Annotated in this window: 16 protein-coding genes and 1 riboswitch; of the genes, 13 read left to right on the top strand and 3 right to left on the bottom strand. The window is 47.8% G+C overall.

The genetic code is table 11. From position 1 onward, the window contains the following. From GRP75_RS11765 to GRP75_RS11750, 4 genes are all read left to right on the top strand, one after another. Nucleotides 1-441, top strand: a 441-nt coding sequence (locus GRP75_RS11765) for a penicillin-binding transpeptidase domain-containing protein (RefSeq protein WP_272917197.1), incomplete at its 5' end; no start/stop codon positions are given. Nucleotides 442-523: 82 nt separating this feature from the next. Beyond that, a complete protein-coding gene (locus GRP75_RS11760) occupies nucleotides 524-1,273 on the top strand; it encodes a Cof-type HAD-IIB family hydrolase (protein WP_023990191.1) in 750 nt (249 codons plus the stop codon). Between the two features lie 51 nt (nucleotides 1,274-1,324). Then, complete coding sequence (locus tag GRP75_RS11755; RefSeq protein ID WP_028541425.1) at nucleotides 1,325-1,804, top strand: DUF456 domain-containing protein; 480 nt, start codon at nucleotides 1,325-1,327, stop codon at nucleotides 1,802-1,804. Between the two features lie 138 nt (nucleotides 1,805-1,942). Then, on the top strand, nucleotides 1,943-3,577 hold the full coding sequence (locus GRP75_RS11750; RefSeq protein ID WP_160789389.1) for a putative polysaccharide biosynthesis protein: 1,635 nt from the start codon (nucleotides 1,943-1,945) through the stop codon (nucleotides 3,575-3,577). 17 nt (nucleotides 3,578-3,594) lie between these two features. Here GRP75_RS11750 and GRP75_RS11745 read toward each other — a convergent pair whose 3' ends face one another. After that, the gene (locus GRP75_RS11745; protein ID WP_068941896.1) at nucleotides 3,595-4,884 is read right to left on the bottom strand and encodes a DUF2515 family protein; all 1,290 of its coding nucleotides are present in this window, start codon (nucleotides 4,882-4,884) and stop codon (nucleotides 3,595-3,597) included. A 237-nt stretch (nucleotides 4,885-5,121) separates the two neighbouring features. On the opposite strand from GRP75_RS11745, the gene GRP75_RS11740 reads away from it, so the two are divergent. The 8 genes from GRP75_RS11740 to GRP75_RS11705 all read left to right on the top strand — a co-directional run bounded on the left by GRP75_RS11740 (nucleotide 5,122) and on the right by GRP75_RS11705 (nucleotide 13,159). Then, nucleotides 5,122-5,466: a thioredoxin family protein gene (locus GRP75_RS11740; RefSeq protein ID WP_028541427.1), complete on the top strand. Its 345-nt coding sequence runs from the start codon at nucleotides 5,122-5,124 to the stop codon at nucleotides 5,464-5,466. A gap of 173 nt (nucleotides 5,467-5,639) precedes the next feature. Continuing rightward, on the top strand, nucleotides 5,640-6,572 hold the full coding sequence (locus GRP75_RS11735) for a COX15/CtaA family protein (protein ID WP_023990186.1): 933 nt from the start codon (nucleotides 5,640-5,642) through the stop codon (nucleotides 6,570-6,572). A 129-nt stretch (nucleotides 6,573-6,701) separates the two neighbouring features. Further along, the gene (locus GRP75_RS11730; protein WP_025723591.1) at nucleotides 6,702-8,468 is read left to right on the top strand and encodes a UbiD family decarboxylase; all 1,767 of its coding nucleotides are present in this window, start codon (nucleotides 6,702-6,704) and stop codon (nucleotides 8,466-8,468) included. A 51-nt stretch (nucleotides 8,469-8,519) separates the two neighbouring features. Next, the gene (locus GRP75_RS11725) at nucleotides 8,520-9,245 is read left to right on the top strand and encodes a Cthe_2314 family HEPN domain-containing protein (protein WP_076159662.1); all 726 of its coding nucleotides are present in this window, start codon (nucleotides 8,520-8,522) and stop codon (nucleotides 9,243-9,245) included. Between the two features lie 125 nt (nucleotides 9,246-9,370). Further along, a riboswitch (SAM riboswitch) is annotated at nucleotides 9,371-9,510 on the top strand. A 136-nt stretch (nucleotides 9,511-9,646) separates the two neighbouring features. Then, a complete protein-coding gene (locus tag GRP75_RS11720) occupies nucleotides 9,647-10,669 on the top strand; it encodes a methionine ABC transporter ATP-binding protein (protein WP_160789388.1) in 1,023 nt (340 codons plus the stop codon). Continuing rightward, nucleotides 10,666-11,334 (top strand): methionine ABC transporter permease, encoded by a 669-nt coding sequence (locus GRP75_RS11715; protein ID WP_023990182.1) that lies wholly within the window; start codon nucleotides 10,666-10,668, stop codon nucleotides 11,332-11,334. The genes GRP75_RS11720 and GRP75_RS11715 overlap by 4 nt, the downstream gene beginning before the upstream one ends. A 74-nt stretch (nucleotides 11,335-11,408) precedes the next feature. Further along, nucleotides 11,409-12,251 (top strand): MetQ/NlpA family ABC transporter substrate-binding protein, encoded by an 843-nt coding sequence (locus tag GRP75_RS11710; protein ID WP_023990181.1) that lies wholly within the window; start codon nucleotides 11,409-11,411, stop codon nucleotides 12,249-12,251. Nucleotides 12,252-12,394: 143 nt separating this feature from the next. After that, the gene (locus tag GRP75_RS11705) at nucleotides 12,395-13,159 is read left to right on the top strand and encodes an SDR family oxidoreductase (RefSeq protein ID WP_160789387.1); all 765 of its coding nucleotides are present in this window, start codon (nucleotides 12,395-12,397) and stop codon (nucleotides 13,157-13,159) included. A gap of 92 nt (nucleotides 13,160-13,251) precedes the next feature. Here GRP75_RS11705 and GRP75_RS11700 read toward each other — a convergent pair whose 3' ends face one another. After that, the gene (locus tag GRP75_RS11700) at nucleotides 13,252-13,497 is read right to left on the bottom strand and encodes a NifU family protein (protein ID WP_013311836.1); all 246 of its coding nucleotides are present in this window, start codon (nucleotides 13,495-13,497) and stop codon (nucleotides 13,252-13,254) included. An 87-nt stretch (nucleotides 13,498-13,584) separates the two neighbouring features. On the opposite strand from GRP75_RS11700, the gene GRP75_RS11695 reads away from it, so the two are divergent. Then, on the top strand, nucleotides 13,585-13,842 hold the full coding sequence (locus GRP75_RS11695) for a YuzB family protein (protein ID WP_023990179.1): 258 nt from the start codon (nucleotides 13,585-13,587) through the stop codon (nucleotides 13,840-13,842). A 107-nt stretch (nucleotides 13,843-13,949) separates the two neighbouring features. Here GRP75_RS11695 and GRP75_RS11690 read toward each other — a convergent pair. After that, nucleotides 13,950-14,688: NAD(P)/FAD-dependent oxidoreductase (locus GRP75_RS11690; protein WP_160789386.1), on the bottom strand; the 739-nt coding region annotated here is incomplete at its 5' end.

Genomic DNA, 14,688 nt, shown 5'->3' with positions numbered 1-14,688 from the left:
CTAGCTCAGTATACGACTGTGCTGGCAACAAAGGGCAAGCGTATGCAGCCTCATTTGGTTAGCAAAATTGTAGATGATCAGGGGAATCTTGTACGTGAATTTAAGCCGAAGGTGCTGAATGAGGTCGCTTTTTCAGACACGTACTGGAATACAGTAATTCGAGGTATGGCTACGGATGTTAAAGCCTTTAATGGGTTTCCTTATGATTATGCCCGCAAAACGGGGACTTCCCAGCAGGTGGTGGGACGTACGGTTAAAGATAACGGGGTGTTCATCGCTTTTGCTCCGCGTCAAAATCCGAAGCTGGCAGTAGCGGTCATCATTCCTGAAGGGGGCTTTGGTGCGACGAGCGCAGGACCGGTTGCACGTAAAATATTTGATGCGTATGACGAAGTATATGGGCTAGATGGTACTCCTAAAAAGCCTCTGGCAGCAAAGTGAGGACTTGAATACTTTTGTGGGCTTCTCTTTTTCATGGTAAAATGTCGTTGGACATAAGGGACATACAGGAGGAAGAGAGACTATGGGAGAAAACCAATATAAATACAAACTGCTTGCGCTCGACATGGATGGAACTTTACTGAATGATAATCATGAAATTTCCTTGGAAACGATTAACTGGATTAACAAGGCGATTCAGGAAGGGATTCATGTATGCTTGTCCACCGGACGTGCAGCGATGCATGCTCTGCCTTACGGTCAGCAACTCGGCCTGGAGACGCCAATGGTAACCGTAAACGGCAGTGAGGTGTGGAAATCACCCCACGAGTTGTGGCGCCGTTATTTACTTGATAAGGAGCTCGTTCGTAAGATGCACCAAATTGCTGTAGAAACAGGCTCTTGGTTCTGGGCTTACTCAACGGAGGAATTATATAATAGGGATCGTTGGCCGGATACATTGGACACACAGGAGTGGCTCAAATTCGGTTATAATACGGAAAATGACGAAATTCGCCACCAAATTTTACTTAAGCTTCAGGATATGGGTGGACTTGAAATTTCCAATTCTTCGATGACAAATCTGGAAATTAACCCAGCTGGTATATCCAAAGCCAGTGGAATCGCTGAAGTGTGCGATCTGCTTGGCATTACTCTGGAGCAGGTGGTTGCCGTTGGCGACAGTCTGAATGACCTGGCTGTGATTCAAGCGGTTGGACTGGGCGTAGCAATGGGGAATGCTCAGGATACGGTTAAAGAAGCCGCTGATTTGGTCGTGGCTTCGAATAATGACGACGGCATTGTAGAAGTGATCCGTGATTATGTGCTTGTGTAATAAAATGAATAATGCAGCAGGCCGGATGAATGGACGAGAAGGAGGAGGCCCATGGACGTTGTAGGCTGGATTGTTGTTATTGTGCTGTTCATTGTGGGCATGGCCGGGGCGGTATATCCCGTATTGCCGGGGGCGCTCGCCATCTATTTTGCATTTTTTGTATACGGCTGGTTTTTCTCGTTTGCTCCATACAATGCATTGTTTTGGATTATACAAACACTAATCGTCGTTGCCCTTTTTGTTGCGGATTATGCTGTGAATGCGTGGGGTGTCAAGCGATTTGGCGGCTCGCGTCTGTCGGCGATACTGAGTACCATCGGGATTATTATCGGCCCCTTCGTTATTCCGGCATTTGGCCTGATTTTGGGACCATTTATCGGCGCTGTGCTGGGTGAACTAATTGGCAAAGCCCCGCTGGACCGAGCTATTAAAGTGGGCTTTGGCTCTGTATTAGGCCTTTTTACCAGCACCGTGATGAAAGTGATTTTGCAGCTTGCCATGATTATTGTATTCTTGATTTGGGTGTTATGACCCGAGATTCGTTTTGGTTTATTATGATTTGCAGAGACAGAATCGACATGCGGCTCCGCACCGGTGATGGCTCAGGCCATGACTGTTTGTGCGGGGCTTTTGCATGCGTGTGAACAGCAAGAAAGAAGGGAACGCATTTTGTCCAATAAAGAAACATTCCTTAAAGGTACGCTTATTTTAGCCGCTGCCGCCTTGGTGGCCAGAGTACTTGGTCTGGTACAGCGTGTTCCATTGGAGCATTTGCTCGGTTCCGTCGGGAACGCCTCGTTTACCATTGCGAACAACGCTTATTTGATGCTGCTCACAGTGGCTACGGCCGGCATCCCAAGCACGTTGAGCAAAATGGTTTCAGAACGCTATGCGCTGGATCGGCCTTCGGAAGCGCGACGTGTGTATCGTGCGGCTTTGATATTCGCGGCCGCGGCAGGCATTATCATTACAGCGCTGCTGTATTTTGGAGCGCCTTACTTTGCCGAGCATGTAGCAGGGGTTCCGCAATCCGCTTTGGCCATTCAGGCTTTGGCACCAGCATTACTGCTGTTCCCTGCCATTGCCATGATGCGTGGATACTTCCAAGGGCGCGGTAATATGACCGCAGGCGGTATTTCACAAATTGTGGAGCAGGTTGCACGGGTAGCGACCGCTATTGTACTCGCTTTTATTATTTTGAAGCTAGGTTATGGAGATCGCGAGGTTGCGGCCGGAGCCTCCTTTGGAGGTGTCATGGGAAGTCTTGGCGCTCTAGCGGTCATGTTGTACTACACGGTGAAATTGCGTCGCCAGGATCGACAGGATCGTCAAGATCAATTCCAAGAGGAAAGCTCCGCGCTACCGATGATGCGCATTTACAAAGATATTTTCAAGCTTTCCATTCCCATTGTATTGTCGTCTCTGACGGTTCCGGCGGTCAACTTTATTGATACGTCTATTGTGGTGAGACTATTGTCTGGTCAAGTGGGATTGGATCAGGCGACTACTCAGTTGGGTTATCTAGGCTCTCGGGCACAGAGTGTGGCGGGAATTCCGCCGATTTTGGCCATTGCGCTCAGCCAATCGCTTATTCCGATCATTTCAGCGGCATTTGCCCGTAAGGATGAGCAGCATTTACAAAATCAGATGACGCTGGCCTTGCGTATCTCTATTTTGACTGGGATGCTGATTGTGCTGGCTTTATGTGTAACCGCCTATTCTATTAATGGTTTACTGTTTAGCTCGCTTGGAGGCAGTGGTATCATCGCTGTTCTGACACTCGGAACGATATTCCAGATTACGATGATGACTTCTAATTCGATACTGATCGGTATGGGCAAGCCGCGTATTTCAATGGTTAATGTCATGGTCGGTATCGTCGTCAAGTTTGCAGCGAGCTGGCTGCTGGCTGGTTGGCTTGGAATTTATGGGATCATTGCTGCAACCGGATTATGTTTCCTCGTGATCACGTTGCTGAATTTGCGTGTGCTTAAAGGGATCGTCTCCTTTTCCATCATGGGCCGTCGCTGGGCAGGGTTCTTAACCGCAGTCGTCGTCTCGGGAGCTATCGGATACGGTGTAAATGAAGCCTGTATTCTGCTGGTGCATCTGATGCCTGCGCGTGTGGCCTTCTTGATCGCGTGCTGCATTGCCGGGACAGCTGTACTGGTATGCTACTTGTTGTTGCTGGTTGTACTGCGCGTATTGCGAAGGGACGAGCTGGGCAACTATCCGCGTATGTTGCAAAAGGTACTGCGTCCGTTAATGCGTCTACAGCGTGAGTCCACAGGACAACGAGGCTAAAAGAGTCCCCCAGTCTTTCAGTGGAAAGGTTGCAAGCTGTTATGGGCAACGTGGGCCATTGCTGTTTTTTGGATGCCATGACGATGCTCATGGCGCATGGCAAATAACAGCGGTCGCCTTGGTTCGCTGAGATGTCCAAGTGTGGAGCCGTCCTGAAACCAGTCATACCGGGGGATTGGATCATAAGCTGTATCGGACCAGACGGCGTTCAGCTCCGGACTGTACAGACGTTGTCCTGGCGGTAGCCATTCATGTGCTAAAAGCGTTGCACTTTCATCTGGAGAGTGCAGCGCTTTTTGTTCATTCGGTGTGAACAATCCGGGCCAATAGTCGCTGCGTGAACCTGTATGCGGCACACTGTTAGCGAATGCGGATACCTGGTCCAGCACCTGCTGATGGCCAAAGAGCATAGCATAGAGACTTTTACCAAAGCCGATCCGCTCGTCCAAATGGCCGAAACGCTCCATCACTAGTCCAGCAAGTCCACCGTTCAGCCCAAGTGGAAATATAACCTGATTAAGCTGGAGCCAGTCATGCAAATAAAAGCCCGGCTTGTGTGTCACGAATTTTTGAAAATACGGATCTTTTACCACACGTCCTTCAATATAGTTTTGTTCATTAATGATGAGCGCCACAGTCAACAGAGAGCTATCCCGCCAAGCCCAGAAGCGTTCCCAAAAGGGCTTCATGAATGGCGAAACGTGAAAATAAGGCAACAAGTGAAAGCAACTCCGACCCAAATGACGGCTGTGCATATAAAGTTGCAACTGCGGATAAGCGTCTTGAAAAATAAGGGCGTTACAGCGCTCCAGTAGCCGATACAGCCATTCCTTTTCCTGTTCGCCGAACAGGTTGCCAATCAGTCCCCCTTTCAGATCGGTCATATTATAGCCGCCATTACGAGAAACCAGGTGGGCCAGTAATGCCCAATGTAACTCCGGGTAGCCACGATAGCATTCAAGGTAAGCGGCAGTGCGGGTAACGTTGCTGCGATTCTCCTGTGCTGTATCGTTCTTGATCCTCTCCAGTAGCTCACAGTCTGTTTCGCATAAGGGCATATTCAGAGAAGAGGGACGCGTAGCGGGTCCGTTCACCAACATTATCGCTTCAGCTTCATTCATAGCGGCCTGTGCCGTATGATAATCCCACGCTAGTTCACGCAAGGGGGAGCGTAATTTGCGGGATTCGGTCCAAGCCGCCCGTTTGCCCTCCCAAGCTTCCTCTGCAACACGGGGAACGGAACCCAGTAACTTTAGCCCTCCTTGAAGCTGTCGAGATGCTGTATGGAGCCATTCGGTAAGAGACATGACTAAATTAACCTCCTTTCCAACTGCAAGCATCCCCGTATCCTGCCAAGTATGTTGGGTATGCTGTTAGGATGTCGACGCTTATGTGGATTCTTAAGTATATCTTTAGTATGCCTCAATGAGAGGGCTTCCAATCGGCATGTGAGTAGAATGGGGGAGTGTGCAAAAGCTTCACTTGGCGTTACAATAGAAAGTGCAATCTTTTCAGCACAAAAAGAATTTAAGGAGGAATCATCCATGCAAAAAATCGTCTCTCATGAAGACTTTAATAAGGCAATATCCACTCCGGGCGTTACGGTGGCTGTGTTTAAGGCGGACTGGTGTAAGGATTGTCATTTCATCGATCCGTTCATGCCTGATGTGGAACAACAATATGCAGATAAGCTTACATTAATTGAGATTGATGTAGAACAGGCCGAAAGCGTCAGTCAAGAGCAAAATGTATTGGGGATTCCTAGCTTTATCGCTTACAGTGAAGGGCGAGAACTGGTACGTCTGGTGAACAGACTGCGCAAATCCCGCGAAGAGATTGAGCAATTTTTGGATCGGGCTGTTGAAGTCCACGCGAGCTTAGCAAAATAACATCAAGACATTCAGAAAGCCGCTTCCTTCTCAGGGGGCGGCTTTCTCACGGACACGTTCACATTTTGTCAACAAAGCTCGTATGTCAAGGAACGATATATCAGTTATAATTACTTTAAGTGATCATTTCACAACATATAAAGTGAATAAATATTATATTTGGAAGGATACGGGTGAATTCTTTGAATAACAAAATCAGAATATTAAAATGGCTGGCACTCGTAACATGTATTGTCATGTTTTTGGCTACCTTCGGTGGAGGTGTCGTGACGCGAACGGATTCTGGTCTCGGCTGTGGCCGGGAATTCCCGCTGTGCAATGGTAAGCTGGTTCCGGCACATACGATCGCATCCCTTATTGAGTTCTCTCATCGCTCCGTCAGTGCCATGGCCGGGATTCTTTCTATCGCCTCATTTGTTGGCTTTTTGCTGTTTATGAAGCATCGGAAGGATTTGCAGCTATTCTCGCTGCTCACGCTCATGTTTGTCATCATACAAGGTGCAATGGGGGCGTTGGCTGTCGTCTTCTCCCAATCGGCTGCAGTCATGGGACTGCATTTTGGCTTTGCGCTTATCGCCTTTGCCAGTGCGACTATGATGACGTTGGGGGCCTGGCAGGAGCATGCAGATTCACGCCACACCCCGCGTCTGATTCCTGGGCCTGTCAGTCGGGGCTTTCGTAACTTTATATGGTTATCGACGATCTATACCTATATTGCTGTCTATTCAGGGGCGTTGCTTAGTCACTCGGTCATCCAGAAGGTTGTAAATATTGGGGGCTTCATATCTCCACTGCTGCTTCATCAGATTTCAGCTGGTCTGCTGTTCGTCATTATCTTGGCTGTGGGTCACTACTCATACCGTTATCACCCGAACCACCGGGATATCCGTATATTGGGTGTCGTATCGGTCTTGTTAATCTTGCTTCAAGTGGTGATTGGAATTATCTTGTTGTACGTCAACAAACCTGAAATCTACATGTTTATCGTGCTGGGACATATGCTGGTGATTGCATCGTTGTTCTCCATCTTGGCTTATCTGAGCTATCGTGTATGGCAATTGTCACCGGACCGCAAGCTTGTTCCGACCCAAGCACAACGTACCTAAGCGTTTCATAGATCATAGTCAAGCGGATTTTTGCCCAAGAGGCGTTTAAACACGTATAATAGCATATAAGAAACAAACCAGGCCCGCGAGTTTCTCGAGGGCTTGATTTGCTTAGGAGGAGTCGTCCAGTTGATCTACCAGAATTTGCGCCAATTTATTGAAGCGCTGCGTAAAGAAAATCATCTTAAAATTATAGAGGCACCTGTCGATCCTTACCTGGAGCTGGCTGAGATTCATCGAAGAGTCATTGAGGAAGAAGGGCCGGCACTTCTGTTCACGAATGTAAAAGGAACCCCGTTTCCTGTAGCCAGTAATCTGTTTGGTACAAATCGCCGTGTGGACATGGCTTTTGGTCCGCGCCCAGAGCAACTGATGGATGCGATTGTAGGAGCGACCAAAACATTGTTTCCACCTACACCCAAAGCATTGTGGAATGAACGTGGCCTGATTAAGGACATGCTAAAAGTAGGGCTAAAAACAGTATCTCATAGCGAGGCCCCTGTATTGGGAGTTCGCCGTACAGAGGCTCCGCTGGCACCACTGCCTAAAGTGACCAGTTGGCATGAGGATGGAGGGCCGTTTATTACGCTTCCACTCGTGTATACTGAGAAGCCAGGTCAGCCCAAGGATCATAATTTGGGGATGTACCGCATTCAGATTTATGATGATCAGACGACGGGCATTCACTGGCAAATTCATAAAGGCGGCGGTTTTCATTATCATGAAGCGGAACTGCGTAATGAGCCATTGCCTACGACGATTATCATCGGTGGCCCGCCTGCCCTGATTGCGTCTGCCATTGCGCCAGCACCGGAAAACTTGCCTGAGCTGTTGCTGGCTTCGCTTATTATGGGAGGCAAGCTGCCCATGACAGAAGACCCGCTCGGGGGTCACCGGATTCCAGCAGAAGCAGAATTTGCAATCAGCGGTTATGTACCGCCTCATGAACGCCGTCCGGAAGGCCCGTTTGGTGATCATTTTGGCTATTATTCATTACAGCATGATTTCCCTGTATTTCATGTCAAACATATGCATCACCGCAAGGATGCCATTTATCCGGCAACCATTGTAGGTAAGCCTCGGCAAGAAGACTACTATCTCGGTGAGTTTTTGCAACGTCTGCTGTCGCCTGCATATCCGCTTGTGATGCCTTCCGTCAAGTCCCTGTGGGCGTATGCGGAAACGGGTGTACATGCGCTAGCAGCGGCAGTGGTACGTGAAAGCTACTCCCGTGAAGCGCTTGTATCCGGTTTTACTATTTTGGGTCAAGGTCAATTGTCGTTGACTAAATTCCTGATGCTGACGGATCGAGTAATTGATTTATCTGACTTTAACCTGCTGCTGGAAACCATTCTGGAGCGATTTAATCCAGCAAGGGATTTATTTATATTCAATCACACGTCACACGATACACTCGATTACACAGGCCGCAAGCTGAATCATGGCAGTAAGGCCATCCTGATGGGGATAGGTGAGCCTGTACGTGAATTGCCTCGTGCTTATGAGGGAGGCGATCTGCCGGGAATTCGTGAAATTGAGCCCTATTGCGGAGGTTGCCTTGTCGTATCGGGTGCGTCCTTTGAGCAGGAGCCTGAGCTGGCGGCACGTGTTTTGGAGCGATTAGCAGCGGGTGAGCAAGAGTGGCCGCTCGTCTTCATTGTAGACGATGCCAAAGAAGTCGTTCGCTCTCAAGCCTCGTTCCTTTGGACGGTATTCACACGCTTTAACCCGGCTACAGATATGTACGCAGACAGCGAAGTGCGTTTGCATCATCTGAACTATAAGCTGCCGATTGTAGTGGATGCGCGTATGAAGCCGGGGTATCCAGATGAGGTGTTACCGCGTGAGGATATTGTTAAGCTTGTAGATCAACGATGGACGAGTTATTTCGCTTGACGCCCTAATTAAACCTACAGCCGGATTTTACATTTATAAGGAGGCGTAAGCATGATACGCAAGCTACTGGGTGAGCCACCACGTGTGAACAAAGGCATCCTGCTAGATGCCATGAATAGCATGTCAGCTATGTTGAACCTGCTGGAGCGGCAAATTCAGGCTGGTGGAGATCCGACCCACGATTTTCGGAAGGCGGATATTTTAACACGCGGTCTAATGTCATCTCTGGATGAACTGGAGCAGAGCCATCATGCTTCCGCCTTTTTCCGTATGAAAGTGAAAGCCGGATATGCTGAAGATATGAGTGAGGATGAAAAATCCGATTATGCGTTATATGTTTTCTTTTATAAAGATGGGTTTGTTCGGGTTTTCTCTATTTTGGATAAGCTGGGTAACTGGCTAAATGATCTGTATGATTTAAAAACAGGGCAGTATAAGGCGCACTATTCGTATTTTACCGTGTTGCGGCAGCTTAAGTATCTCAAAATGCATCCTGTATTGACCGATAATTTAATTGATATCAAGGATACTTACAACGATGCCATCAATCGGCTGCGTAAGCGTCGGAATACGGAGATACACTATATGAATACGGAAATGCAGGATGATCTCTGGCAACGACACCGAGCTTTGTATGGAAAAATCCAACTGGAGGACCTCGATCACCATTTGGAAGATTTGCAGCAGGGCTTGGAAATGGTATGTCGGTCGCTGTCAAACGCCTTTACTTATACTGCGAAACAATGGGAGAATCGGGCAGTACGCCCAAAAATATGATAGAAAATATCCTTTGACAAAGCAATGTAAACTATCTATACTGAAACCTAGTTTCAGAAAAATGCTTGAATTATGTTTTTTTATATAAACTTAACGGACAGCTAAAGCTGGAGTTTAACATATTTTTCTTATCCAGAGAGGTGGAGGGACTGGCCCGATGAAGCCCGGCAACCCGTTCTTTCCCGGTGTAATACACTGGGAGGGAACATGATGGTGCTAATTCCTACAAAACCGCTAGAGTTATAGCGATTTTGGCAGATGAGAAAAGGTTCGCAAGGTGGGGCCCTTTTCATTCTGTGAAAGGGGCTCTTTTTTGTATAAATAAATAGCGATTTTATACAATTCTGAGAGATGACAACTGGTTAAAAGGGTAAGGAAGAAGTGAAGGGGGTCGCAGCACGTTGATAGAGCTTAAGCAGTTAACCAAGCATTATGGCAAAGGCAACCGACGCGTTAATGCGCTGTCTGGGTTGGATCTTTCTATAAAGCGTGGAGAAATATTCGGAGTGATTGGTCACTCCGGGGCGGGGAAAAGTACATTGATCCGCTGTATTAATTTATTGGAACGCCCTACTTCAGGTGAAGTATGGGTAGACGGGGTAAACCTCGCTACTGTGAGTCAATCCCAGTTACAGAAGCAACGTCGAAAAATCGGAATGATTTTTCAGCATTTTAATTTGTTATCTTCGGCAACGGTGTATGACAATATTGCATTTCCTTTGCGGTTGGTAAACACTCCCAGGGAAAAGCTGGACATGAAAGTTCGTGAGCTGCTGGAACTGGTGGGTCTGGAAGAACACAGTGGAAAGTATCCGTCACAGCTCTCAGGTGGACAGAAACAGCGGGTAGGAATTGCAAGGGCGCTGGCTAGTGATCCTCATGTATTGCTGTGTGACGAAGCGACTTCTGCGCTTGATCCGCAAACGACGGGGTCTATCCTTAAATTGCTGTTGGATATTAATCAGCGCTTTAATTTAACCATCGTGCTGATTACACATGAAATGCATGTCATTCAAAGCATTTGTGATCGAGTTGGCGTCATTCATCAGGGCGACATCGTGGAGCAAGGCCCAGTGGCGGAAGTATTTTTGAAGCCACAGCACCAGGTAACCAAGGACTTTATCCAACGGGAGTCAGAACATCCCGAGGAGTTGCAAGCAGCGATTGCGGCAGCAGGTGGCGGTGAGTCGGCGCAGGTGGTACGTATCTCCTTCTTGGGCAGTAAAACATATGATGCGATTCTGTCGCGTACGGCTCGAAGCACTGGTGTTGATTTTGCGATCTTGCAGGGAACCATATCTACGATTAAAAATGTACCCTATGGACAGCTGATCGTTCGTTTTGAAGGAAACCATGAAGATATAGAGCATACGCTGCGCGAAGTGTCTGGGCAAGGACTAGATGTGGAGGTGATCGGACAATGAGCGAACTTGATTTTTCACAAGTGAGTTGGGATGAGCTAGGGAATTCTACTCTGGAAACCCTTCAGATGCTCGGAGCATCCGCATTGTTCACCCTCATTATTGGTTTGCCGCTTGGCATATTATTGTTTCTGGCGAGTCGCTCCTCGTTAACTCTGATGAAGGTGATATACATTGTATTATCATTCATCGTTAACATTTTACGTTCCGTACCATTTATCATTTTGATCGTTGCACTTATTCCTTTTACACGATCGCTGGTAGGTACCTCGACCGGGGTGTTGGGAACCATTCCACCATTGGTTATTGGGGCTGCCCCATTCTTCGCACGTCTTGTCGAAACGTCTCTGCGTGAAGTGGACAAGGGCGTCATTGAAGCCGCACAAGCGATGGGTGCCTCGACAGGACAAATTATCCGGCGTGTGCTGTTACGTGAGGCACTTCCGGGTCTGCTCGCTGCATTAACTATTACCGTCGTTACACTCGTATCCTACACGGCAATGTCCGGGATGATCGGGGGCGGTGGACTGGGTACACTGGCTATCAACTACGGCTATTATCGTTATGAAACGGCTGTCATGATCGTTGCGGTCGTGCTGATGGTCGTATTGGTACAATTGCTGCAAATGGCGGGAGATCGTCTCGTGCGGCATTATACTCGAAAATAGGGAAAACATATAGATATCCTTATTGATCAGGACGTCTGCTCCTGAATATTACAAATTATTGGAGGGGTAATAACATGAAGAAATGGGTATTGGCTGTATTAAGCTTGACATTAATTGCGGTGCTGGCTGCTTGCGGTACAAAGAGCACAACATCGGATACAAACAATGCGACCGAAAATACAGGCGGATCACCACGTGAAGTGGAGCTGAAAATTGGAGCTTCTCCTGTGCCGCATGCGGAAATTTTGGAAGCGATCAAGCCTCAGTTGGAAAAAGAAGGGGTTCGTCTCCAAGTCGTTCAGTTTAACGACTATGTACAGCCGAACGTACAATTGTTTGACAAGCAACTGGATGCTAACTTCTTTCAACATGTACCTTACCTGGATGTGATGAACAAAGAGCGCAAAATGGATCTGGTTTCTGTGGGCGCAGTTCATTTGGAGCCATTCGGTATCTACTCCCAAAAATATAAAAAGCTTGATGAAATCCCAGATGGCGCAACTGTAGCCATTCCGAACGATGCGACAAACGGAGGCCGCGCATTGCTCTTGTTGGAGAAACAAGGTCTGATCAAGCTGAAAGACGCAAGCAACATTGAAGCTACGGTAAAAGATATTACTGAAAATAAGAAAAACCTGAAATTCAAGGAGCTTGAGGCGGCTATGCTGCCACGTCAGTTGCCTGAAGTGGATATTGCGTTGATCAACACGAACTACGCTCTGGAAGCGAAGCTGAATCCAACGAAGGATGCACTGGCACTGGAAGATAAAGATTCTCCTTATGCTAACGTTCTGGTAGCACGTCCTGATAATAAAGATTCCGAAGCGATTCAGAAGCTGATCAAAGCTTTGCAATCTCCAGAAACTAAAAAATTCATCGAAGATAAATACCAAGGCGCGATTATTCCAGCATTTTAAGCAGGGAACGAGAACGCATTGCACGCAAACCCCAGATTCTCTTGAACAAGAGGACTGGGGTTTCTTTTTGGATGGAGTTGTAGGGGAAGCTTAAATATTTTATACTTGGGGGTGACCGTTCTCTGTGAACAGGAGGAAAATTGTTGAGAGATAAAGTCGCATTCATAACCGGCAGTGCCAAAGGTTTAGGTAAAACGACCGCTTTGCGTCTGGCGGATGAAGGCTGTAATATTGCGCTAAATTATGTGCATAGCCAAGCAGAAGCCGAAGCGCTTAAGCGGGTGATTGAGTCTAAGGGAGTACGCTGCCTGTCTTTACAAGGGGATATCTCTGTTCAGGAAGATATCACGAGGCTGATTGGTGAAGTACAGGATCGGCTGGGCGGAGTCGATATTATGGTGAACAATGCCGGACCGTTCATCCGGGAACGCCGTCTGTTTGCGGATTACAGTGTGGCTGAGATTCATGCCATGATACAAGGAAATCTGGTCGGTACCATGCTGCTGGATCATTTGGTATTGCCCCACATGCGTAGCCAGCATTGGGGACGTATTATTCATTTTGGCTTTGGTCATGCTGGAGAAGCAAGGGCTTGGCCGCATCGTGCCGTCTACGCAGCCGCCAAGGTGGGGCTGGTGTCTTTTACGAAGTCACTGGCTGTGGAGGAAGCTCCTTATGGCATTACGGTCAATATGATCTGTCCAGGGGACATCCGAGGAGCAAATAAGGAAATGTCAATCGCCGATGTCATCGGCATGCAGGATAAAGAGACACCGCGTGGACGTCCGGGGAGCGGAGAGGACATTGCACGAGTGATCGTCTATTTATGTGAGGAGCATTCGGATTTTATAACAGGCAATATTATGGATGTATCGGGAGGTTTAGATCCCATTCGGCCAACCATATAAGCTTAAGTGATCCTTCAGACGCTGTAATACAAAAAAGAGTCTTGAGCTTCGTTACCGAAGTCAAGACTCTCATGATCATTATGCATCAAGCATTAGAATACTTGTACCACTTCTTGGACGCCGTCGACTTCTTCGAGAAGAGCGCGTTCAATCCCTGCTTTCAGCGTGATTGTGGAACTTGGGCAACTGCCGCAAGCGCCTACCAGCTTCAGCTTAACGATGCCGTCTTCAACGTCAACCAGCTCAACGTCGCCACCATCGCGTTGCAGGAACGGACGGAGCTTATCCAGTACATCAGCTACTTCATCATACATTTGAACGCTTTGTGTTTCGCTCATTAGAATTCAACTCCTTTCCTATACCCTTATTATTATATTACAAAGCGGGCCAAATTAAAATGCCCGTCATCCAAAGCAGGTGAAAAAATGTTAAGACCTATTATTGAGTTTTGCACCAGTAATATGCATTGGGGTACCGATGAGATCATGTCCAAGCTGGAACAGAATCCAGATTATGATGTGATTGAATACGGCTGCCTAAGCAATTGCGGTCAGTGCAACGCCGAACCCTATGCGATGGTCAACGGCGAGATTGTATCCGCAGATTCAGCAGAGCTTCTGTACGAAGTGATTATGAACAAAATTAAGGAAGCTGAAGCATGGGATAACCTAGATTTGGATTGAAAGGCTCTGTTAGCCAGCTCCTTTCTGTAGAGAATATACATGATGCAAACACTCAAGAAACAAAGAAGACCTGCTCTAAGAGCGGGTCTTCTTTGTTTAGCATACGTTTATCCAAAATGGCGTTTGGACTTCCAGAGCACGCCGCTTTTAAGCAGGCGTGGTACTCGTCCGCGCAATGAGGTACTGCCCATAAAGCCATAGCCGAACCCGGCCTTCTTGCCAAGTGCGCCTAATGTACCGCGCAGCTTTAAAGGATGCGGGTGAGGCGTTTGGCCTTTCCACAGGTCGCGTACAATGTGTGCGATTTGCTCCCCTTGCACTTCTGCCGCCTGAGCGCTTGGAGAGTAGGGAAGGCTCGCACAGTCTCCGACCACATACACCTCAGGATGATCTGGTATTTGATAATACTCGTTGAGCACGATACGACCCTGAGGGTCTTTAGGGACGGCTAAATCCTGCACGATTTTTACCGGCTGAATCCCAGCCGTCCATACCACTGCATCCGTTACAATTTGCTCGTCACGGTTATAAATAGCCCCCGGCTCAATACGGGAAACCGCAACATGATTCAACGCATTTACCTGATGCTCCTTGAACCAAGCATGTACATAGGCAGACAAACGTTGCGGGAATGCCGACAGCACCCGCTCGCCCCGATCCATAATGGTAATATTCAAATCCGTGCGGCTTTCACGTAACTCCGCAGCAATCTCAACACCGCTAAGACCGCCGCCTACAATATGGACATGTCCATATGGCTTGATTTCGTTCAAGCGCAGATAGGTTTGGCGGGTATGGTTAAACGACTGGATCGTACAGCTGTGTTCTTCAGCCACTGGTGTATTG

This window comes from Paenibacillus sp. OT2-17 (assembly GCF_009827695.1).
GTDB classification, from domain to species: Bacteria; Bacillota; Bacilli; order Paenibacillales; family Paenibacillaceae; genus Paenibacillus; species Paenibacillus polymyxa_B.
This window is presented reverse-complemented; position numbering and strand designations above follow the sequence as displayed.

What these genes read in the sequence shown, in the direction of transcription:
- GRP75_RS11725 (WP_076159662.1), top strand. Translation starts at nt 8,520, where the DNA reads ATGATACGCAAGCTACTGGGTGAGCCACCACGTGTGAACAAAGGCATC.
- GRP75_RS11745 (WP_068941896.1), bottom strand. Translation starts at nt 4,884, where the DNA reads ATGTCTCTTACCGAATGGCTCCATACAGCATCTCGACAGCTTCAAGGA.
- GRP75_RS11760 (WP_023990191.1), top strand. Translation starts at nt 524, where the DNA reads ATGGGAGAAAACCAATATAAATACAAACTGCTTGCGCTCGACATGGAT.
- GRP75_RS11755 (WP_028541425.1), top strand. Translation starts at nt 1,325, where the DNA reads ATGGACGTTGTAGGCTGGATTGTTGTTATTGTGCTGTTCATTGTGGGC.
- GRP75_RS11695 (WP_023990179.1), top strand. Translation starts at nt 13,585, where the DNA reads ATGTTAAGACCTATTATTGAGTTTTGCACCAGTAATATGCATTGGGGT.
- GRP75_RS11700 (WP_013311836.1), bottom strand. Translation starts at nt 13,497, where the DNA reads ATGAGCGAAACACAAAGCGTTCAAATGTATGATGAAGTAGCTGATGTA.
- GRP75_RS11710 (WP_023990181.1), top strand. Translation starts at nt 11,409, where the DNA reads ATGAAGAAATGGGTATTGGCTGTATTAAGCTTGACATTAATTGCGGTG.
- GRP75_RS11740 (WP_028541427.1), top strand. Translation starts at nt 5,122, where the DNA reads ATGCAAAAAATCGTCTCTCATGAAGACTTTAATAAGGCAATATCCACT.
- GRP75_RS11715 (WP_023990182.1), top strand. Translation starts at nt 10,666, where the DNA reads ATGAGCGAACTTGATTTTTCACAAGTGAGTTGGGATGAGCTAGGGAAT.